The following is a 17569-nucleotide window of genomic DNA, read 5'->3' as shown; positions in this document are numbered from 1 at the left end:
TGGCAGACTGATGGCATGTCGGAACGCCGTGTACTCGTGAACCTCCGGGGCCTGCTGACCCCCAATCCTGCTCAGGCCTGGGCCGTGGATCGCATCCCGGAGGCAGCCCTGGCCCTGGAAGGTGGCCGGGTGGCCTGGCTGGGCCGGGCCGCCGACCTGCCGGCCACCTGGGCGGACGCGCCCCGGGTGGATGGCGGCGGGGCCTGGGCCACGCCGGGCTTCGTGGACCCGCACACCCACCTGCTCTTCGGGGGCAACCGGAGCGGCGAGTTCAACCGGCGGCTCCACGGCGTCAGCTATCAGCAGATCGCCGCCGAGGGAGGCGGCATCCGCGAGACCGTGCGCGCCACCCGGAGCGCCACGGTGGCAGAGCTGGTGGCCTCGGGCGAGGCGAGGCTGAAGGCCTTCCGTGAGCGCGGCGTGGTGCATCTCGAGTGCAAGACCGGGTACGGCCTGGAGCTGGAAGCGGAGTCCCGCCTCACCGCGGCCTACGCGGAACTGAAGCGGCGCGGCTGGAGCCTGGATGTAACGCTGCTGCCCGCCCATGATCTGGCGCCGGAATTCGGCGGGGATGCCGAGGCCAATGCCCGGGCCGTGGCCGAGGACTGGCTGCCGGAGCTGGTGCGCCGCCATCCCGGCGTGGCACGGTTCTGCGATGTGTTCGTAGAGACCGGCGTCTTCAGCGCCGACCAGGGCCGTCGCATCTTCGAGGCGGGACAGCGCCTGGGCCTGATCCCCCGCCTCCATGCGGACGAGCTCACCTGGACCGGCGGCGCCGAACTGGCCGCAGACCTGGGCGCCGCCAGCGCCGATCACCTCATGTTCTGCAGCGAGGCGGGCATGAGGGCCATGGCCGCGACGGGGGTCACTCCCGTGCTGCTGCCGGCGACCACGCTCTTCCTCGGCATGCGCGACTGGGCTCCCGCCCGGAAGATGATCGATGCGGGCTGCCGCGTGGCCCTGGCCACGGACTTCAACCCCGGGTCGTGCCCCTGCGTGGATCCCCTCACCGTGCTCCGTCTGGGCTGCCTCCAGCTGCGGATGACCTTCGAGGAGGCCTTCACCGCCATGACCCTCCACGCCGCCCGCAGCCTGCACCACGCCGACCTGGGCCACCTGCATCCCGGCGCCCGCGCCGAAGTGCTGCTGTGGGATGTGGAGGAGATGCTGGAACTCGTCTACTGGGTGGGCGAGCCCTACCGGCCGAGGTTCCTGCCCAGTTGAAGAAAGGACCTTCCACCGCAGCGATCACGAAGGGCGCAGGGAAAGGATCTCTTGTCCTCTGCGCTTAAAAAACCTTCAAAAAACGAAGCCCCGGGCCGATTCCCGGGGCTTCTCCTACGAGTGCTAGGTGGCCTTACTGTTCGGCGTGCCTTGAGGCCTCCTGCACGATGTGATAGATCCGTTCCTTTGCGCGCAGCTTGGTCTTCTTCAGTTCCACCTCTTCCAGGGACTCCTTGGCGGAGAGGCTCGGCTTCCGCTGGAGATCGCCCAGGCGTGTGTCGGCAGCCTTGTGCTCCTCCATCAGCTTCCGAAATTCAAAGTGTTCCTTCATCAGGCGCTCCTGAAGCTCTGGGCGCAGAAAATCCATGACTCCTCCATGCCGGGGCGGGATCGGGCGGGACCCCGCAGGGTGATAGGGTGGCCCAAGATTAGGACCGCCCCGAGGGGCGTCAAGGGGTATTCCGGGATAGACCGGAACTCTTTTGACTTCTGTTATTTCCATGGGATTCTGGGGCCATGTCCCTGGTCATCGATGCACTGCTCCTGGAACGGGCGGACGGCGTCCGTCTGCTGGGGCCCCTGAGCCTTTCCCTGGCCCCCGGGGAGCGCCTGGGGCTGGCGGGGGAGAGCGGGTCAGGCAAGAGCCTGCTGACCCAGGCCTTGTTTGATGTGCTGCCCCCGGGAGTGCGGCAGGCGGGGGGCTCGATCTCGGCCTTCGGCGTACCCCTGGACCGGCCCGGCGCAGCGCGGGACCGCCTTCGGGGCGCCCGGATCAGCTGGGTGCCTCAGGATCCCGGCCAGGCCCTGAATCCCCTCCTGACCCTGGCCCAGCACTTGACCCTGTTGCCAGAGCTCCACCGCGGAGAATCCACCTCGACCGCCCTGGCCCGGCTGACGCCCCTGCTGGAGCATCTGCGCCTGCCAGCGGATGCGGCTTTCCTGAGGCGCTTCCCGCACCAGCTCAGCGGGGGCCAGCGCCAGCGCCTCGGCCTTGCCATGGCGCTTTCCTGCGATCCAGAGCTGCTGGTGCTGGACGAGCCCACCACAGCCCTGGATCCGACGACGCAGAGGGCCTTCGTGGATCTGGTGCTCGACCTCCAGCGGCAGCGGGGCCTCGGCTTCCTGTGGATCACCCACGATCTGGCCCTGGCGGCCCAGGCCTGCGACCGCCTGCTGGTGCTGTACGGAGGTGAACCCATGGAGGCCGGGCCGGTCGCCCGGCTGCTGGGGGCCCCACGCCATCCCTACACGGCCCGCCTGGTGGAGGCCTCCCGGCGCCAGCCATCCCGCGAATCCGGTTTCCTGCCCGCGCCCCAGGATCGCCCGGCGGGTTGTCCCTTCCGCCCCCGGTGTGCCGTCGCCTCGGGAGCCTGCGCCGCCTGGGCGCCCTGGCAGGGAACACCTGGCCGGGGTTTCCGTTGCGAGCAGCCCCTGCCGTCCGCAGACTGGTCCTCTCCATGCACCCCCTGCTCCGCACCCTCGACCTGACGCCCGGCGCCAGGACGGAATCCTCGGTCCACGACCTGCGCCCCATCAGCCAGGCCGCCGCGGCCCGATCCCACGCCGTCCCGGTCCTCCTCAGCCTCGGTCTGACGCCGCTGCTGGTCTATGGGCTCTGCCTGAGTCTTCTCGCGCCCGCTTCGCTGCAGTCCGCCCGGAGCGGCGTCAGCCTCGCCGTCCGGTCCGTCACGCTCCTGCTGCAGGAACCCGCCGCCCCCGCCCATCTCAAAGAACCGGTCCGGAACCTCGTGGGCCCCGAGGGCCCCGGCGGAGCGGGCCACCGGGAGGGGACCTCCACGCTGGATCCAAGGCTGGCCGGCATCCAGACCTCAGCGCGGTCCATGCCCACCGATGCCGTGGATCCGGACGAACTGAGCCTCTCCCCCCGGGCGGAGCGGATCGGCCTATCCCTGAATCCCGCCCTCCCCCTGCAGGCCGGGGGCAACGGGCTGGCCCGGGGGACCGGGAGGGATGCCGCCCGGGGACCGGGAGGGCTCATCCGGCCCCCCGTTCCCGTACCGGTCCCGGATCAGAAGCTGGTCCCCCTCCGCCAGGTGCCCATCTACCACCGCCTCGCCCCCGGCGAGGAAGGCGCCGCCACCCGCCAGCCGGTGCGGGTGCGCATCCTCATCGGCGACGATGGCGTGCCCTTCCAGGCCACCGTGGTGTCCGGACCCGCCCTCCTGCACGAAGAGGCCCTCAGGGCCGCCCGGGAATGGCGCTTCGAGCCCCTGGGGGGCCATGGCCTCAAAGCCCCGGTGTCACTGACGCTCACCTTCCACCCCAACCTTCTGCGCCAGCGCTGAAACGGCAGCCAATGCGGACCTTGGCGCCGCCAAGGAACCCTGGTGCTGGAACCTCGGGCCGGCCCATGAGACCATGGCGTGCAAGGCGCCGCAGGCCGCGGGCCCCGACCGAAGGCTCCCCATGCTGACCTTGCCCCTGATGCGCGCCCTCACCTTCGACGATGTCCTGCTCGTCCCTGGCTACTCGGAGATCCACCCCAACCAGGTGGACCTGGGCACCCGGCTCACCAAGGACATCTCCCTGCGCATCCCCCTGATCTCGGCGGCCATGGACACGGTGACGGAAAGCCGCATGGCCATCGCCCTGGCCCAGCTGGGCGGCATCGGCATCGTCCACAAGAACCTGCAACCCGAGCGCCAGGCCGAGGAAGTGGACAAGGTGAAGCGGTCCGAGTCCGGCATGATCACCGATCCCATCACCATCGGGCCCGATGCGCCCATCCGCGATGCCGAGGCGCTCATGGCCAAGTTCCGCATCAGCGGCGTGCCCGTGGTGGAGGGCCATCGCCTGGTGGGCATTCTCACGAACCGCGACCTGCGCTTCGAGACCCGCTGGGACATTCCCGTGCGGGAGGCCATGACCAAGGACAACCTGGTCACCGTGCCCGTGGGCACCACCCTCCAGGAGGCCAAGGGCATCCTCCAGAAGCACCGCATCGAGAAGCTGCTGGTGGTGGATGCCCAGGGCCAGCTCAAGGGCCTCATCACCGTGAAGGACATCGAGAAGTCCATCGAGTACCCCAACGCCTGCAAGGACAGCCACGGGCGCCTGCGCGTGGGCGCCGCCGTGGGCGTGGGCAAGGATCTGCTGGACCGCGCCGCCGCCCTGGTGGAGGCCAAGGTGGATGTGCTCTGCCTGGACAGCTCCCACGGCCACAGCAGAGGCGTGCTCGAGGCCGTGAAGGCCCTCAAGAAGGCCTACCCCTCCCTGCCCCTGGTGGCCGGCAATGTCGCCACCTACCAAGGCGCCAAGGACCTGGCGAAGGCCGGGGCGGACGCTGTGAAGGTGGGCATCGGGCCCGGCTCCATCTGCACCACCCGCATCGTCACCGGCGCGGGCATGCCCCAGATCACCGCCGTGGCCGAGGCCAGTCGGGCCTGCCGCGAGGCGGGCATCACCTGCATCGCCGATGGCGGCATCAAGTTCAGCGGCGATGTGGCCAAAGCCATCGCCGCGGGCGCCGACTGCGTGATGATCGGCAGCCTCTTCGCCGGCACGGATGAGGCCCCGGGCGAGACCATCTTCTACGGCGGACGCACCTTCAAGGCCTACCGCGGCATGGGCAGCCTGGGCGCCATGAAGCAGGGCAGCAAGGACCGCTACTTCCAGGAAGGCAAGGACGACACCAAGCTCGTGCCCGAGGGCATCGAGGGCCAGGTTCCCTACAAGGGCAAGATGGGCGACCTCGTCACCCAGCTCATGGGCGGCCTGCGGGCCGGCATGGGCCTCAGCGGCGGCGCCACCATCGCCGACTTCCACCAGAAGGCCACCTTCGTGGAGATCAGCGGTGCCGGCCTGCGCGAAAGCCACGCCCACGATGTGATGATCACCAAGGAAGCCCCGAACTACCGGATGGAATAGGGCAGTCCGGAGGCCGGAATCTGGAGGGCTCGCAGGCCGATGGCCCGCGAGTAGAGAAAAAGAAGCGGCGCGATGCGCCTCGGGGGGCCGTACCTCCCGACTCCAGACTCCAGCCCCCGCTAGACTAGTCCCATCCCCGGAGCCTCCCATGTCCCTCCTCGTGAAGAATGTCCGCCTGGTCGATCCTGCGCAGAACCTGGACGGGCCCGGCCTGCTGCTGGTGGTGGACGGGAAGGTGGAGGCCATTGCCACGGACGCCGCGGCCCTGCCGAAGCACGAAGGCGTGGAGGTGGTCGACGGCGGCGGCGCGGTGCTGACGCCGGGCCTCGTGGATCTTCATGTGCACTTCCGCGAGCCGGGGCAGACCCGCAAGGAGAGCATCGAGAGCGGCAGCCGGGCGGCGGTGGCGGGTGGCTTCACCGCCGTGTGCGCCATGGCCAACACCAAGCCCGTGAACGACAGCGTGGCCATCACGGAGATGATGCTCACCCGCGCCGCAAAAGCCGGCCTCTGCCGCTACTTCCCCATCGGTACCGTCAGCCGCGAGATGAAGGGCGAGGAGCTGGCCGACATGGGCACGCTGAAGGCCGCCGGTTGCGTGGCCTTCTCCGATGATGGCCTACCCATCTCCAGCGCCTCGCTCATGCGCCGCGTCCTGGAATACACGCGCTGGCTCGAGGTGCCCGTGGTGGCGCACGAAGAGGATCGCGACCTCGCCGGCAAGGGCTACATGCACGAAGGCGCCGTGAGTGCATCGCTGGGTTGCCTGGGCATCCCCGCCGCCGCCGAAGAGGCCATGGTGGCCCGGGACATCGTGCTGGCCGAGCACACCGGCGGCCACCTGCACCTGGCCCACCTCAGCACCAAGGGCTCCCTGCGCATGGTGCGCGAAGCCAAGGCCCGGGGGCTGAAGGTCACCTGCGAGGTGACGCCCCACCACTTCGCCCTGTCGGACAAGGAGCTGATGAAGTTCGACAGCGACTACAAGATGAACCCGCCCCTGCGCACCGAAGCCGACATCCAGGCCGTGCTGGAGGCCCTGGCCGATGGCACCGTGGACGCCATCGCCACGGATCACGCCCCCCACGGCTGGGACGACAAGGAAGTCGAGCTGCCCATCGCCGCCTTCGGCGTCATCGGCCTGGAGACCGCCCTGCCCCTCACGCTCGAGCTGCTGGTGAACAGGAAGGTCATCAGCCTGGCCAAGGCCATCAGCCTGCTCACCTGGGAGCCCGCCAAGGTCTTCCACCTCGACCAGCAGGGCCTCGGCGCCTTGAAGCCCGGCGCCCCCGCCGACTTCGTCCTCTTCGACCCCAGCGCCCAGGTCCAGGTGGACCGCGCCTTCATCCAGTCCAAGTCCTACAACACCCCCTTCAAAGGCTGGAGCCTCCCCGGGAAGATCCTGGGAACCTGGGTGGGTGGGAAGCGAGTCTGGGGCTAGTCCCCATGAGGTCATCACTTGCGGCAGCTCTTTTCCCTCTGGTGTCGCTTCCGTCCAGCGCCCAAGGGCTACCGCCACCGGTTCAAACCCAACCTCACAATCAGGGATTCGTACAGATCTCCAAACAGTGGTTAGCCGCATACAACGACGGCGACACCAAGCTTCTGGGACGGCTGTACGCAATAGATGCCCAATATATTTCGGGCCATGTCCCCGGATTGGTTGCGATCGGACGAGAGAAGGTAATTTCGTACTTCCAGGCTGGTATTCAATTGGGTGGGCATATCGATAGCCTCACCGTTCTTTCGGTTTCCGAATCTTGCAATCTGGCGACCGTTTTGTGTGAATACCGTGCAAACAACGCAGGTCAGAAGGCAAACGGTAAGTCTTTGTTGCTTTTCAGAAAAGAAGGCGATCATTGGCTGATCTACCTTCACATGACAGTCGTTTAAACTCGGCCGAGTCGGCGTCCTGCCCTTGACTCAACCCAGACCCTACCTGCATTACCTTCCGTTCTCGCTCAACTTCCCCGTTCGCATTGGCCTCATCCGCCAGGTGTTCTCTTGGTGCCCCATGGCCCTCTATCCCATGTCCAAGCAGGTTCTAGGCTTCTTTGGGTGGCTCAGCATCTGTTTCATGGCCGCGGCACTCGGTGCACTCGCCTCTGTGCAAGCAGGCGCCTTCTATCAATCCCTCATGCGCCCCCCTTGGGCACCGCCTGGATGGCTTTTTGGCCCTGTTTGGACGGTCCTCTACATCCTCATGGCCATCTCAGCCTGGCTGGTATGGCGTGAGCACGGCTTTCGAAAAGCGGGCCTTGCACTGTCTCTATTCCTTGTCCAGTTAGCCGTGAACGCTTTATGGACCTGGTTGTTCTTTGTTTGGCATCTGGGCAGCCTGGCCTTTGCCGAGATCCTCATTCTGTGGTTGCTGATCCTCATCACAGCAGGGATGTTCGGGCGTCGAAGCCGGGTCGCCGGGGCTCTCCTTGTCCCCTATCTGGCCTGGGTATCTTTCGCCTCCGTCCTCACATGGGCCGTGTGGAGAGGCAATCTCCACATCCTCGCCTGACCCTTCGCTTAGCACCTCGGTACAAGCAGGGGTGATCACTTTGCTTCGTCAAGCCTCGCGAGCCCTGCCATGCGAGTTCTGAGCATCATCCTGATCCTCCTCGCCGCCCTGGCGGCTCTCTTTCTCGTGGATCGGCTGGGCCTATGGGCCGAGCGTCGCGGTTGGATCTACTGGAGGAAAAGAAAATCGTCCTCAAATGCGCTCGGGTCCATCACGCTTGAACTGCAAACCCTGTTCGAATCCGGCAAAGCCCGACATGTCATCGAAGCGAAGCGTGAGCCCAAAAAGGACACACCCGATCCGGGCTCAGGCTCGGCCTGACCCCTCGCTCGATGCAGGCCCTGCCTGATTGGGCTTCGCAGAGCGCCGGGACGCAGGCAAGTCTGGTCAGCTTCCTCGGCTCGGTCCCACCGAGCTTCGGTGGGCTCGAGGCCCTGTCCTACTTTTTCTTCTTGGCGGGAAAGAGCGCAGCTTTCGCCAGAGGTTCTGCGAGCTTGCCACTGAGTTCTGCGCCACGATGGGTGGCACCGTGGATCACCGTCGGTTTGGCCTTCTTCGGTTTCTTGTCGTTCGACATGGCCGTTCTTTCCGAGCGCCGGCAATTCGAGACCGAGCTCCTTGCCCATCATGGGCTCGATTCCCGATGGCGCTCGGTATTTCGCCTGAAAGAGCTTCTCCTCTCCGGCAGCTTGGCCACTCCCCAGGGCTTCCCTGGTTCGGCGCCACGGTACCATTCAAGTCATTTCAGCTCCCGGAGGTGTTGATGTCCGTCTTCCGCCACTCCCGAGACATTCCGGCTCGTCCTGAATCCGTGTTTTCGGCCATCCAGGATCCCGAGCGGCTGGCCCGCTGGTGGGGCCCGGATGGGTTCACGAATACCTTTCAGACCTTCGAGTTCTGGCCCGGAGGGGCGTGGCTGTTCACCATGCATGGTCCCGATGGGACCGACTATCCAAACCAATCGGAGTTCCTGGACATCGTTCCCCCTTCACGGGTTCGGATCAAACATGTGAACCTGCCGCATTTCGAGCTTTCCCTGTCTCTGGGACCCAGCGCGACCGGAACCCTCGTCTCCTGGGTCGGCGTGTTTGAAAATCAGGACTTCGCCGAGAACATGCGCTCGTTCCTCGAGACCGCCAATGAGCAGAACCTGGACCGCCTGGTTCGTGAAGTCAGCGCCGGTGCGTCGCACGGCGGCTGACCCCCACTCGACAGGCTCCCCCATGAGTTCCAGCGCACCTCAGTCCTACCCATCCAACCCACGGGGCGCCGTGGGCTGGTTCTTCACGGGCGTCATCGCGTGCGTTCTGTTCTCGCTGCTATTCCACAAGGTCTGGTTCGTCTGGCTTTCGTGGAAGATCCTCCACATCCCCATGGGCCTGGGTGGCGCGATCTACGCCATCTTCTTCATCGGCCCCGTGCTGGTCGGGTCCACGCTGTATCAGGCCCCAACCCAAATCATCCTCTTCAGGGCCAAGGCTTCCCGGAGGCATCGGTTCGTGTTTTCGTTCCTCATTCCGTTCGCAGTGATCGCGGGCCTGCTCATCATGAACTGCCCCATGGAGGGCGATCAGAGCTACACCAGGGCTTTCCTGAGCGCTCTTTTCGGAAGATCCCCGTCATGAAGGCCTCCATTCCTTGGTGAAGCAGCACGAAAAGCCTATGTTAGGCATCGGCGAACGCCACACGAGGAGGGCGATATGAAAAATTATCACCTCGCCAAGGAAGGAAACGCCTGGGCCCTCAAGCCTGAGGGCGGCCGCCGGCCCGTCGTCCACGCGGCGACCAAGGCCGAGGCCATTGGACAGACGCGGGTCTACATGCAGCAGCATGCGGGCTCGGTGAAGATCCACAAGGAAGACGGCCAGATCCAGGAGGAGCGGACCTATCCGAGGTCCATGGATCCCCGGCGCATCAAGAGCTGAAGCTTGATCTACCCCGAGCGGCCCCCGGGTGCTGGTCCCGGCCCGGGTAGCATGGGTTCATGCTCGCGGTCCTCCTCCTCTTCCTGCTTCCCATCGGGGGCGGGATCCCGGCGGGGGTGTTGCTGGCCCAGTCGAAGGGGCTGGGCTGGGGACTGACGGCGGGGCTGTACCTCGCGTCGGACCTGATCCTGGCCCTGGCCTTCGAGCCCGTGCTCCGGGGACTGGTGTTCCTCGCCCAGCGCAGCCCCTTCCTGGCCCGGTTCGGCGCCGCGCTGAAAGCGGCCATGGCCCGCAGCGCAGCCCAGATCGGCGGCCCGGGCCTGGGGCCCATCACCCTCGTCATGGTGGCCTTCGGGGTGGATCCCATGACGGGCCGCAGCGCAGCCCTGGCCGCGGGTCACGGTTTCCTGACGGGCTGGGCCATCGCCATCGCGGGCGACCTGCTCTACTACGCCGTGGTGGCCCTCGCCACCCTGCGCCTCCACGCCTGGCTGAAGCATCCCGAAGCCACCGTGTGGATCATCCTCGCGGCCATGCTGCTGCTTCCCGCCCTGGCACGCCGCCTCCGCCCGGGGCGGCCCGCGCCCAGTCCCGCAGGGCTCTGAATGGCCGGGATCGGTAGCCTTCGTCCTGCGGGACGATTCGGCTACTTTATCCCCAGAGCTCCACCCAGCCCGCCGGAGACCTTCATGCACCGCCTGAACCGATCCTCCGTCCTGCCTCTGGTCCTGACCCTAGCCATCACCGCAGACCACATCTTCGCGCAAGCCTCCGTACCCGCCCCTGCGCCCACGGCCACGGCGGCCTCCCTGCCCTCCGTGGCGCTGCCGCCAGACCTCGACCGCGTGCTGCGCGACTACGAGACCGCCTGGCAGCGCCGCGACGCCACAGCCCTGGCCGACCTCTTCGCCGAGGACGGATTCGTCCTGGCCCAGGGCAAGGCGCCGGTCCGCGGCCGGGCCGCGATCCGGGAGGCCTACGCCGATGCAGGCGGGGCGCTGTCCCTGCGCGCCCTGGCCTACGCCACGGATGGATCCCTCGGCTACATCCTCGGCGGCTTCACCCACCGGGCCGGAGCGCCCGACGCCGGCAAGTTCGTGCTGACCCTCCGGCGCGGCGCGGGAGGCCGGTGGCTCATCGTGTCCGACATGGACAATCCGAACCACCCGCCCCGGCGAATGGGCCCGCCGGAGGTGGTGCGATGAGGCCGAAGACCCGCGTGGCCGCCTGGGTCGAGGCCTTCAACCGCGGTGATGCCGATGCCCTGGCCGCGATGTACCACACGGACGCAGTGAACCACCAGGTGGCGGAATCCCCGGTGGAGGGCCGGGAGGCGATCCACGCCATGTTCGCCCGGGAGTTCGCCGCCGCGGAGATGGTCTGCCTCGTGGAGAACCTCTTCGAGGACGGCGAGTGGGCCATCCTCGAATGGCGCGATCCCCTGGGCCTGCGGGGCTGCGGCTTCTTCCGCGTGGTCGGCGGGCTGATCGTCTTCCAGCGCGGCTACTGGGACAAGCTCAGCTTCCTCCGCCAGCACGGCCTGCCCATTCCGCCGAACTGAGGCGGGACGGCCGTCCCGGGTGGTCTGAGGTCCGCCGCGCTCGGCGCTCGATGCGGTTAAGGTCTTCCTGCAGGAGTCGCCGGTGTCCACGGATCACGAAGAAGCATTCGCCAAGGCCTTCCTCCCCTCGGAGAAGCGGGCCCGGTTCACCCAGTTCCTCGCCCAGCCCAAGCGGCGCAAGGAGGCTCTCGTCCAGCTGAGCCGCGGCCTGCCCTGCCTGCCGGAATTCGCCATCGAGGTGCCGGGGCCGCAGGACTTTCCCGAGGAACTGGAAAAGCTCCTCACGGCCCGGGGCGCGGGCCCGACCTGCCATGTGATCGCCGATGGCCTGAAGGCCGATGGCCGGGAGCTGCCGCTCCGTGAGGCGCTGCGCCTGGTCTGCCTGCATGGGCCAGGCGCCATCCTGTCCTGCATTCCGGGTCGCCTCGCCTACTACAAGCCGCCGTCCCCCAGGCCAGGCATCCTGCTGGAGCGGCCGCAGCCCTGAGAGTGGCTTTCTAGGCCGGTGGATCCTTCTGGCGCGTGGCCTTGACGCCGGTCAGGATGCCGACTCCCAGCATCACGATGGCCCCGACGGCGATCCATTGGCCGGGCACATGCATCAACGCAGCGCCGTAGATGAGCCCGGCGATGACGATGGCAAAGCCCATTGCGTAAAGTCCGAATGACATGGCGGTTTCACCTCGGTTTCGACCCTGGAGCCCAGGACGGGGGAGACATTCGGGGAGCGGGTCGGGGAGGGCGGCCCCGGATCACTCCTGGGCGCCCAGCCGAGCCGTCGGTCTAGACCCGGCCCAGGACCAGCAGGACGAGGAGCACCACCACGACCAGGCCCAGGCCACTGCTCGGGAAATAGCCCCATTGCTTGCTGTGGGGCCAAGTGGGAAGGCTGCCGAGGGACATCAGGAGCAGAATGACGATCAAGAGCACGAGCATGGAATGCCTCCTGGGGTCCCTGAGCGGGGCTCCACCTTTCCAATCAAGGTGCATGCCGACGAAGATGCGGCCTCTCCATGTCGACTCAAGCCCAACGAGATCAGTCGTTCGAGGCGATGGACTGCTGGAGGATGGAACGGAGCGGTTCCTGAGCCACCCCTCGACCCATTCAAAACGACGGGAGCCACGCTTCAAATCGATGGAGGCGCCGGCTTACCTCGGCGGCTGAGTGTCCGCGGCCTGGGCGGAGACTTGGGCCGCGGCTGCGAGGACGGCCTGCTTCAGGTCGGGACGGATGGTGATGTGGCCGGCCTCGGCACGATCCAGGTCAGCCCGGGCCTGGGCATGGGCCTTGGCCTCCCACTGCAGGCTGATGAGGTTGTTCCAGGCGCCCGCGTGGGCGGGATCCTTCTGCACGGCCTGCCGGTACTGATCCAGCGCCTCATCCCGGCGACCCAGACGGTAGAGGCAGTTCCCATGCAGGAAGGCGTACTCCGCGGGGAAGGCGAAGGGATTCTCCCGGTCGTGGAGATGCCCCTTCCTCGCCTCGTAGTAGTCCAGCGCGTTCTGCTTGCTGCGGAACAGCGGAGCCGTGCAGCCGCTGGGGTCGGCGCCCCGGGAATAGAGGTTGTCCAGGCTGGTCCGCATGGCCTGCTCTTCCGCCTCCACCTGGGCCTTCATGGCCGCCGTCTCGTCGCGGTAGAGGCGATCCAGTTCCGCCAGGCTCTGCCGGGCGACCTCGAGGTGCCCCAGCGCCCCGGCGAAATCCTTCGCCTCGTAGGCCATCTGGGCCAGGAGGAAATGGGCCTCGAAGTGCTCCGGCACCTTGGCCAGGCAGGGTTCCAACAGCCGCTGCGCCTCCCCGAAGCGGCGCGCGGCCACGGCGCGGCCCGCCTGCTCCACCGTGCCGTTCAGCGCGAGGTACCGAAGGAAGATCGAAGCGTCGCGCGCCTCCTGCGCCCGCAGGCCCGCGACGAGCAGAAGACCCGGCAGGAAGAGGGAATATCGTCGAAGGGTCATGGCAGGCGACGGAACTCCGGGAAGGGAAGGCACCTCTCCGCCAGTCTAGGCTCTTTTCAGGGCCTCCCCTGGCTTCCGGCGGCGGCTCCGGCCGCCGGGATGGGCTCGGCCCCCTGCGGGGGCAGCGCCCGGTCCGACGCCCGGCCCAACGCCTGGCCCACGAGATAGGTGGCGATCCCCTGGTGTGCCTCGTGGAGGTTCTCAGGGCTGGAGAGAAAGACCTGATCCCCCAGGCCCTGCCCGCCCCGCCTGGTCAGGTGCACGGCGATCCGATAGCCCTGGGCATCCCGGGCCAGGGTCCAGGTCAGCACCAGGTCGGCTGCCTGTGCGCCCCGGGGACCGGATGACTCTGCCGGGAGAACCCGCAACTCCCGGGTGGCTGCCAGATCCTGGGCCACCTGACGACCCAGGGCCGAGGCGAAATAATCCACGGCCAGATCCCCGGTCCCATTCACCAGGGGCGTGAGGGCCACCGTCAGTGTCCGGGTGCGGAAGGCACCCCAGACGAGGGCTCCCGCGCCCAGCAGGACGAGGCCCAGCGCCCCCGCCATCCAGGCTTTGCCCAGGCTCCGCCCCAGGTCCTTCACCGCCTCCCACCCCCGGCGGGCAGGCAGGGCCGGACGCGGGGCCCAGCCTGAGTCTGGCCGGTAGACCGGCATGGGAAAGGAGGCCGAGGGGGGACGGGGGCTCCCGGGCAATGGCGTCACCCGGCCCACGAAGCGGTAGCCCTTCCGAGGCACGGTTTCGATGAACTGGGGCCGCTCGGCGGAGTCTCCGAGGGCCTGCCGGAGCCGCCAGGCGGCCGCATTGAGGCCATCCTCGAACCCCACATGGATGCCGCCGGTCCAGACCCGCTTCTGGAGTTCCTCGCGCCCCACCAGCTGCCCCGGCCGCTCCAGCAGGCAGAGCAGGAGCTTGAGCGGCTGTTCCTGGATGCGCAGGCACGCCCCGGCCTTCCAGAGCTCGCCGGAGGTCGGGTCCAGCTCAAAGTCGCCAAAAGCCAAGCGGGCCATAGCTACCCCTTGGGGGTGGAGAAAGTATGGTGCCTCCAAGGTCATCTTCAAGCGCCATCCCCGAGCTAACGGTCGGCTAACGGGGGCACCCACCCGCTCATCCATGGAAAAAAGCGGTCTTCCAACTCGCCGTGAGTCAGCATTTCGGATTTCAGCCAGCGGTCATGGCGCGGTGAGGTGCCCCGGGCCAGGTTGACCTCCGCCGCAGCCCCTGGCTCGGCACCACCCGGCCCGACCGGGCCCTTTCACGGAGGTGTTCCATGTTCCGCCCCACCCATGCGCTGGTCGCCCTGGCAGCCCTCTCCACCGCCCTCGTCGCCGAGGATTTCGGTCCGGTGGTGAAGGCCGCGAACCTGATCTACCAAGGCAAGATCCACTACGGCGTGGTCTGCGATTACGGCCGGAGCCGCACCCAGGTGGCGGATCTCGAGCGCGCCCTGCCCAACGGCTCCGTCCTCACGGTGGTCGATGTGCGGCATCCCATGCAGGTGGGGGCGGCCGGGACAACCATCCTCCAGCGGGGCGTCGAACTGCTCGCCCTCATGCCGAATGATCCGCTCATCCGCGATGGCTCCCCTCATGCCACGGCCCTGGTCCAGCGCCTCAACGGCACCGTCGCGGCCTTCGGGACCCGCCCCGAGGCGCTGAAGAACGGCTGCGCCCTGGCCCTGGGCTCGGCCACCAACTGGGAGCTGATGATCAATCCGAAGATCCTCGATCCCGAGCTGAAGGGCACCATCGGCCCCATCGAGATCTCGCCCATGCAGCGCGGTACCGCGCGGGGCGCGGCCACGCTCGACCAGGTGCTCCGGCGCCGGTGAATCCCGTCTGAACCAGGGCGCGCCCCGCTGCGGCGGGGCGCGCTGCGTTCGGGGCTCAACCCGAGGCCTCGGCGAGCTTCCGGCGCAGGTCTTCCAGTTGCACGCAGAGGTAGTCGGGCAGTTCCCCCCGGGCCTTGGCCTGGTCGAGCTGGCGCACCACGGCGGCCGTGGCCTTCCGGGTGGCGCGCAGGATGCCGGGAAAGCGCGGATGGCTGCGGAGCGTCTGCATGTCGGGATCCATCAGGAGCCAGTCCAGGGGCGGTGGAGCGCCCATGTCCAGGCTCTTCTGAAGCAGCCGGCAGGCCTCGTCTCGGAGGCCCACCCGCACCAGGCACGGGGCATTGAAGAGCACGGCGTTGCCCAGATCGATGGCCCGCGGTTTGGGCCCCAGCCAGTGATCCAGGAGCGGCCCGGCCAGCGCCCGGGCCGCTTCGGCCTGCCCGCGGTGGGCCGCCAGCAGGAATCGGGAGTTGGCGCGGAGCGGCCGGCCGGAGCGGGTCAGCTGCGCCTCCGCCTCCTCCAGGCGGCCCAGCCGCATCAAGGCGTAGGGCTTGACCGTGTCGTTGAAGAGCACATGACCGGGTTCCCTCGGCAGGGCCCGCTCCACGATGGCCAGCGACTCCTCCCCCCGGCCCATCCAGGCCAGCCCCAGGGCCACGAAGGCCGGCCCCGTGAGATCCATGGGATCCAGCTCCATGGACCGGCGCCCGCCCGCGATGAAAAGCCCCACGGAACCCGGCCCGGACACGATGGTGGCCAGGGTGATGTGGACCTGAGCCTGATTGGGGGCGAGGCAGACCCCCTTCACCGCGTGTTCCACGGCCCGCTCAGGATCCTCCCGCCGCGCCTGGACCTCGACCGCCCCCAACAGGCTCCAGGCCATGCCACAGCGCGGATCGACCTGCAGCGCCCGTCGGGCCCAGGCTTCCTCGACCCGCCGTTCGGCCTCGCCGGCCGGGGTCGGGCCCAGCTGGTAGGAGCGCCAGCCGTGGAGAACCGCCAGCTGGGCGGCGGCCTCCGCCTGATGCGGATCCAGGCGGAAGACCTTCTCGAAGGCCGCCACCGCCTGCTTGAAGTCATCATCCTGCTGCAGGGCCCGGTAGCGGTACTGGAAGTGCTTTCCCTCCCCGAAGGCCAGTTCGGCCTCGGAGCTGGTGGTGGGCCGCGCCAGCACCGGCGCGCCGCCTGCCTCCTCTCGCAGGAGCGCGCGGGCCAACGCTCCGGCCGCCTCCCGCATGAGATCGTTGTACGCGGCTTGGGTCCCCTGATACTGGTGCCCCCAGCGCACCTTCCAGGTCCGGGTGTCCACCAGCTGCACATCGAGGATCAACCGCTTCGCCTGCTTGGTGATGGTGGTGACCACGAGGTGATCCGCCCGGTAGGCCTCGGTGATCTGAGCCAGGTCGCCATGCCACTTGTCGACCTGGACGCTGGAGGGCGGCGATTTGGTGTCGAGGCCCTCCACGCCGGCCAGCAGCGTGGAGAGGGAATTGGGTACGGCGTCCGTCAGGTAGGCGGCCTCGTCGGCTCCCAGGACCCGCGCCGGCAGGGCCAGCACGCTGGGAGCCCGCGAGGCCGCCGGCGCGGCCAGAGGCACCGGCACGGCCGGCACCCGGCGCCAGGCATAGAGCCCGCTCGCCGTGGCCAATGCGCCCAGCCCCAGGGCCGCCCACAGCGTCCGCCGCCGGGCCCCAAGCTCAATCCGGGGCCTCAGGTCCCAGGCCGGCCGGGGCCCCAGCTCCGTCCGGGCGGCAAACCGCAGGGCCTCCGCGAGGTCCAGGGCGCCCTTGAAGCGCTGGGAGGGTTCCTTCGCCAGGCAGACCCGGAGGATCCGGCCCAGGGGCGAAGGGGGCCGTTCCGAGCCGGCGGGCACCTCGGGCCGGCCCAACCGGATCGCCCGCATGGTTTCGTCCGGGGCGCCGCGGCGGAAGGGGTGGCCCCCCGTGGTCATCTCCCACAGGATGACGCCCAGGCTGAAGAGATCGCTGCGGGCCTCCACGGCCTGACCCTGCACCTGCTCCGGGCTCATGTAGTCGGCGGTGCCCATCACCAGGCCCGCCTCGGTGAGCCCGCCGGTCGACGCCGAGGTTCCCACGGCCCGCAGCATCCCCGGAGGGAGGGTCTGCTCCTCACGCAGTTTCACCAGCCCGAAATCGAGGATCTTCACATGGCCGTGGACCGTCAGCATCAGGTTCTCGGGCTTGAGGTCCCGGTGGATGATCCCCTTGGCGTGGGCCGCCGCCAAGCCATCCGCCACGGCCGCGGCCAGTTCCGCAGCCTGGCGCCAGGGCAAGGGACCGGCGGCCATCCGTTGGCGGAGGGTCTCCCCTTCCACCAGTTCCATGACCAGGTAGGGGCGCCCCAGGTGCTCCCCCACATCGAAGATCTGCACGACGCTGGGATGGGACAGGGCGGCCAGCGCGTGCGCCTCCCGCTGGAAACGGTGCAGGCGAGCGGGATCCTCCGCGAAGGCCTCAGACAGGACCTTGATCGCCACCTCGCGGCCCAGCTTCGGATCCCAGGCCCGGAACACCTCACCCATTCCGCCCACGCCCAGGACGCCCACGATCTCGTAGGCGCCCAGGGTCGTGCCGGCCGCAAGGGACATGGGACCTCCGCACGCGCAGCGGGGGAGGGAAGCGACCCACTATACGGCCAAGTGGATCACC

The 17569-nt window shown here is 68.2% G+C and carries 23 protein-coding genes; 16 read left to right on the top strand and 7 right to left on the bottom strand.

The genetic code is table 11. The annotated features are described in order from the left end of the window. The first annotated feature begins 15 nt into the window (after positions 1-15). The gene (hutI, locus tag QZ647_RS05240) at positions 16-1224 is read left to right on the top strand and encodes an imidazolonepropionase (RefSeq protein ID WP_291271155.1); all 1209 of its coding nucleotides are present in this window, start codon (positions 16-18) and stop codon (positions 1222-1224) included. Positions 1225-1357: 133 nt separating this feature from the next. Here hutI and QZ647_RS05235 read toward each other — a convergent pair whose 3' ends face one another. Beyond that, positions 1358-1591: a YdcH family protein gene (locus tag QZ647_RS05235; RefSeq protein ID WP_286353403.1), complete on the bottom strand. Its 234-nt coding sequence runs from the start codon at positions 1589-1591 to the stop codon at positions 1358-1360. Between the two features lie 149 nt (positions 1592-1740). Here QZ647_RS05235 and QZ647_RS05230 point away from each other — a divergent pair, with 149 nt between their 5' ends. The 7 genes from QZ647_RS05230 (at position 1741) to QZ647_RS05200 (ending at position 7945) form a co-directional block, all read left to right on the top strand. Then, positions 1741-2712, top strand: coding sequence for an ABC transporter ATP-binding protein (locus QZ647_RS05230; RefSeq protein WP_291271154.1), 972 nt, complete (start codon positions 1741-1743; stop codon positions 2710-2712). Continuing rightward, positions 2682-3530 (top strand): energy transducer TonB, encoded by an 849-nt coding sequence (locus QZ647_RS05225; RefSeq protein WP_291271153.1) that lies wholly within the window; start codon positions 2682-2684, stop codon positions 3528-3530. The genes QZ647_RS05230 and QZ647_RS05225 overlap by 31 nt, the downstream gene beginning before the upstream one ends. 121 nt (positions 3531-3651) lie before the next feature. Then, the gene (gene guaB / locus QZ647_RS05220) at positions 3652-5112 is read left to right on the top strand and encodes an IMP dehydrogenase (protein ID WP_291271152.1); all 1461 of its coding nucleotides are present in this window, start codon (positions 3652-3654) and stop codon (positions 5110-5112) included. A gap of 148 nt (positions 5113-5260) precedes the next feature. Then, positions 5261-6553: a dihydroorotase gene (locus QZ647_RS05215; protein WP_291271151.1), complete on the top strand. Its 1293-nt coding sequence runs from the start codon at positions 5261-5263 to the stop codon at positions 6551-6553. A gap of 5 nt (positions 6554-6558) precedes the next feature. Continuing rightward, positions 6559-7005 carry a DUF4440 domain-containing protein gene (locus QZ647_RS05210; RefSeq protein WP_291271150.1) on the top strand — a complete coding sequence of 149 codons (447 nt, stop codon included), beginning with the start codon at positions 6559-6561 and terminating at the stop codon, positions 7003-7005. A gap of 121 nt (positions 7006-7126) precedes the next feature. Continuing rightward, entirely contained in the window at positions 7127-7624 is a 498-nt protein-coding gene (locus tag QZ647_RS05205; protein WP_291271149.1) for a TspO/MBR family protein, read from the top strand. Positions 7625-7693: 69 nt separating this feature from the next. Continuing rightward, the gene (locus QZ647_RS05200; RefSeq protein ID WP_291271148.1) at positions 7694-7945 is read left to right on the top strand and encodes a hypothetical protein; all 252 of its coding nucleotides are present in this window, start codon (positions 7694-7696) and stop codon (positions 7943-7945) included. 118 nt (positions 7946-8063) lie between these two features. On the opposite strand, the gene QZ647_RS05195 is transcribed toward QZ647_RS05200, so the two are convergent. Further along, on the bottom strand, positions 8064-8201 hold the full coding sequence (locus QZ647_RS05195) for a hypothetical protein (RefSeq protein WP_286353413.1): 138 nt from the start codon (positions 8199-8201) through the stop codon (positions 8064-8066). Positions 8202-8387: 186 nt separating this feature from the next. Between QZ647_RS05195 and QZ647_RS05190 the strand changes: the two genes are divergently transcribed. From QZ647_RS05190 to QZ647_RS05160, 7 genes are all read left to right on the top strand, one after another. Continuing rightward, positions 8388-8825, top strand: a complete 438-nt coding sequence (locus QZ647_RS05190; RefSeq protein WP_291271147.1) for an SRPBCC domain-containing protein — start codon at positions 8388-8390, stop codon at positions 8823-8825. 22 nt (positions 8826-8847) lie between these two features. Beyond that, positions 8848-9249: a hypothetical protein gene (locus QZ647_RS05185; RefSeq protein WP_291271146.1), complete on the top strand. Its 402-nt coding sequence runs from the start codon at positions 8848-8850 to the stop codon at positions 9247-9249. A gap of 75 nt (positions 9250-9324) precedes the next feature. Beyond that, complete coding sequence (locus QZ647_RS05180; protein WP_286353414.1) at positions 9325-9549, top strand: DUF2188 domain-containing protein; 225 nt, start codon at positions 9325-9327, stop codon at positions 9547-9549. A gap of 59 nt (positions 9550-9608) precedes the next feature. After that, positions 9609-10154: a hypothetical protein gene (locus tag QZ647_RS05175; RefSeq protein ID WP_291271145.1), complete on the top strand. Its 546-nt coding sequence runs from the start codon at positions 9609-9611 to the stop codon at positions 10152-10154. Positions 10155-10238: 84 nt separating this feature from the next. Then, positions 10239-10754, top strand: a complete 516-nt coding sequence (locus QZ647_RS05170; RefSeq protein ID WP_291271144.1) for an SgcJ/EcaC family oxidoreductase — start codon at positions 10239-10241, stop codon at positions 10752-10754. Then, positions 10751-11110 (top strand): nuclear transport factor 2 family protein, encoded by a 360-nt coding sequence (locus QZ647_RS05165; RefSeq protein ID WP_291271143.1) that lies wholly within the window; start codon positions 10751-10753, stop codon positions 11108-11110. The genes QZ647_RS05170 and QZ647_RS05165 overlap by 4 nt, the downstream gene beginning before the upstream one ends. A gap of 82 nt (positions 11111-11192) precedes the next feature. Next, positions 11193-11597 (top strand): hypothetical protein, encoded by a 405-nt coding sequence (locus QZ647_RS05160; RefSeq protein WP_291271142.1) that lies wholly within the window; start codon positions 11193-11195, stop codon positions 11595-11597. 10 nt (positions 11598-11607) lie between these two features. Here QZ647_RS05160 and QZ647_RS05155 read toward each other — a convergent pair whose 3' ends face one another. The 4 genes from QZ647_RS05155 to QZ647_RS05140 all read right to left on the bottom strand — a co-directional run bounded on the left by QZ647_RS05155 (position 11608) and on the right by QZ647_RS05140 (position 14079). Next, on the bottom strand, positions 11608-11781 hold the full coding sequence (locus tag QZ647_RS05155; protein ID WP_291271141.1) for a hypothetical protein: 174 nt from the start codon (positions 11779-11781) through the stop codon (positions 11608-11610). A 112-nt stretch (positions 11782-11893) separates the two neighbouring features. Further along, a complete protein-coding gene (locus QZ647_RS05150) occupies positions 11894-12046 on the bottom strand; it encodes a DUF3309 family protein (RefSeq protein ID WP_291271140.1) in 153 nt (50 codons plus the stop codon). Between the two features lie 213 nt (positions 12047-12259). After that, positions 12260-13066 (bottom strand): tetratricopeptide repeat protein, encoded by an 807-nt coding sequence (locus QZ647_RS05145; RefSeq protein WP_291271139.1) that lies wholly within the window; start codon positions 13064-13066, stop codon positions 12260-12262. A gap of 56 nt (positions 13067-13122) precedes the next feature. Further along, positions 13123-14079 (bottom strand): winged helix-turn-helix domain-containing protein, encoded by a 957-nt coding sequence (locus QZ647_RS05140; RefSeq protein WP_291271138.1) that lies wholly within the window; start codon positions 14077-14079, stop codon positions 13123-13125. Between the two features lie 260 nt (positions 14080-14339). Here QZ647_RS05140 and QZ647_RS05135 point away from each other — a divergent pair, with 260 nt between their 5' ends. Then, positions 14340-14900 (top strand): hypothetical protein, encoded by a 561-nt coding sequence (locus QZ647_RS05135; protein WP_291271137.1) that lies wholly within the window; start codon positions 14340-14342, stop codon positions 14898-14900. A gap of 55 nt (positions 14901-14955) precedes the next feature. Here QZ647_RS05135 and QZ647_RS05130 read toward each other — a convergent pair whose 3' ends face one another. Further along, complete coding sequence (locus tag QZ647_RS05130; protein WP_291271136.1) at positions 14956-17508, bottom strand: serine/threonine-protein kinase; 2553 nt, start codon at positions 17506-17508, stop codon at positions 14956-14958. Between the last annotated feature and the right edge of the window lie 61 nt (positions 17509-17569).

Source organism: Geothrix sp., assembly GCF_020622065.1.
GTDB lineage: Bacteria > Acidobacteriota > Holophagae > Holophagales > Holophagaceae > Geothrix.
The sequence above is the reverse complement of the archived record's forward strand: the minus strand, read 5'-3'. Positions and strand labels throughout refer to the sequence as shown.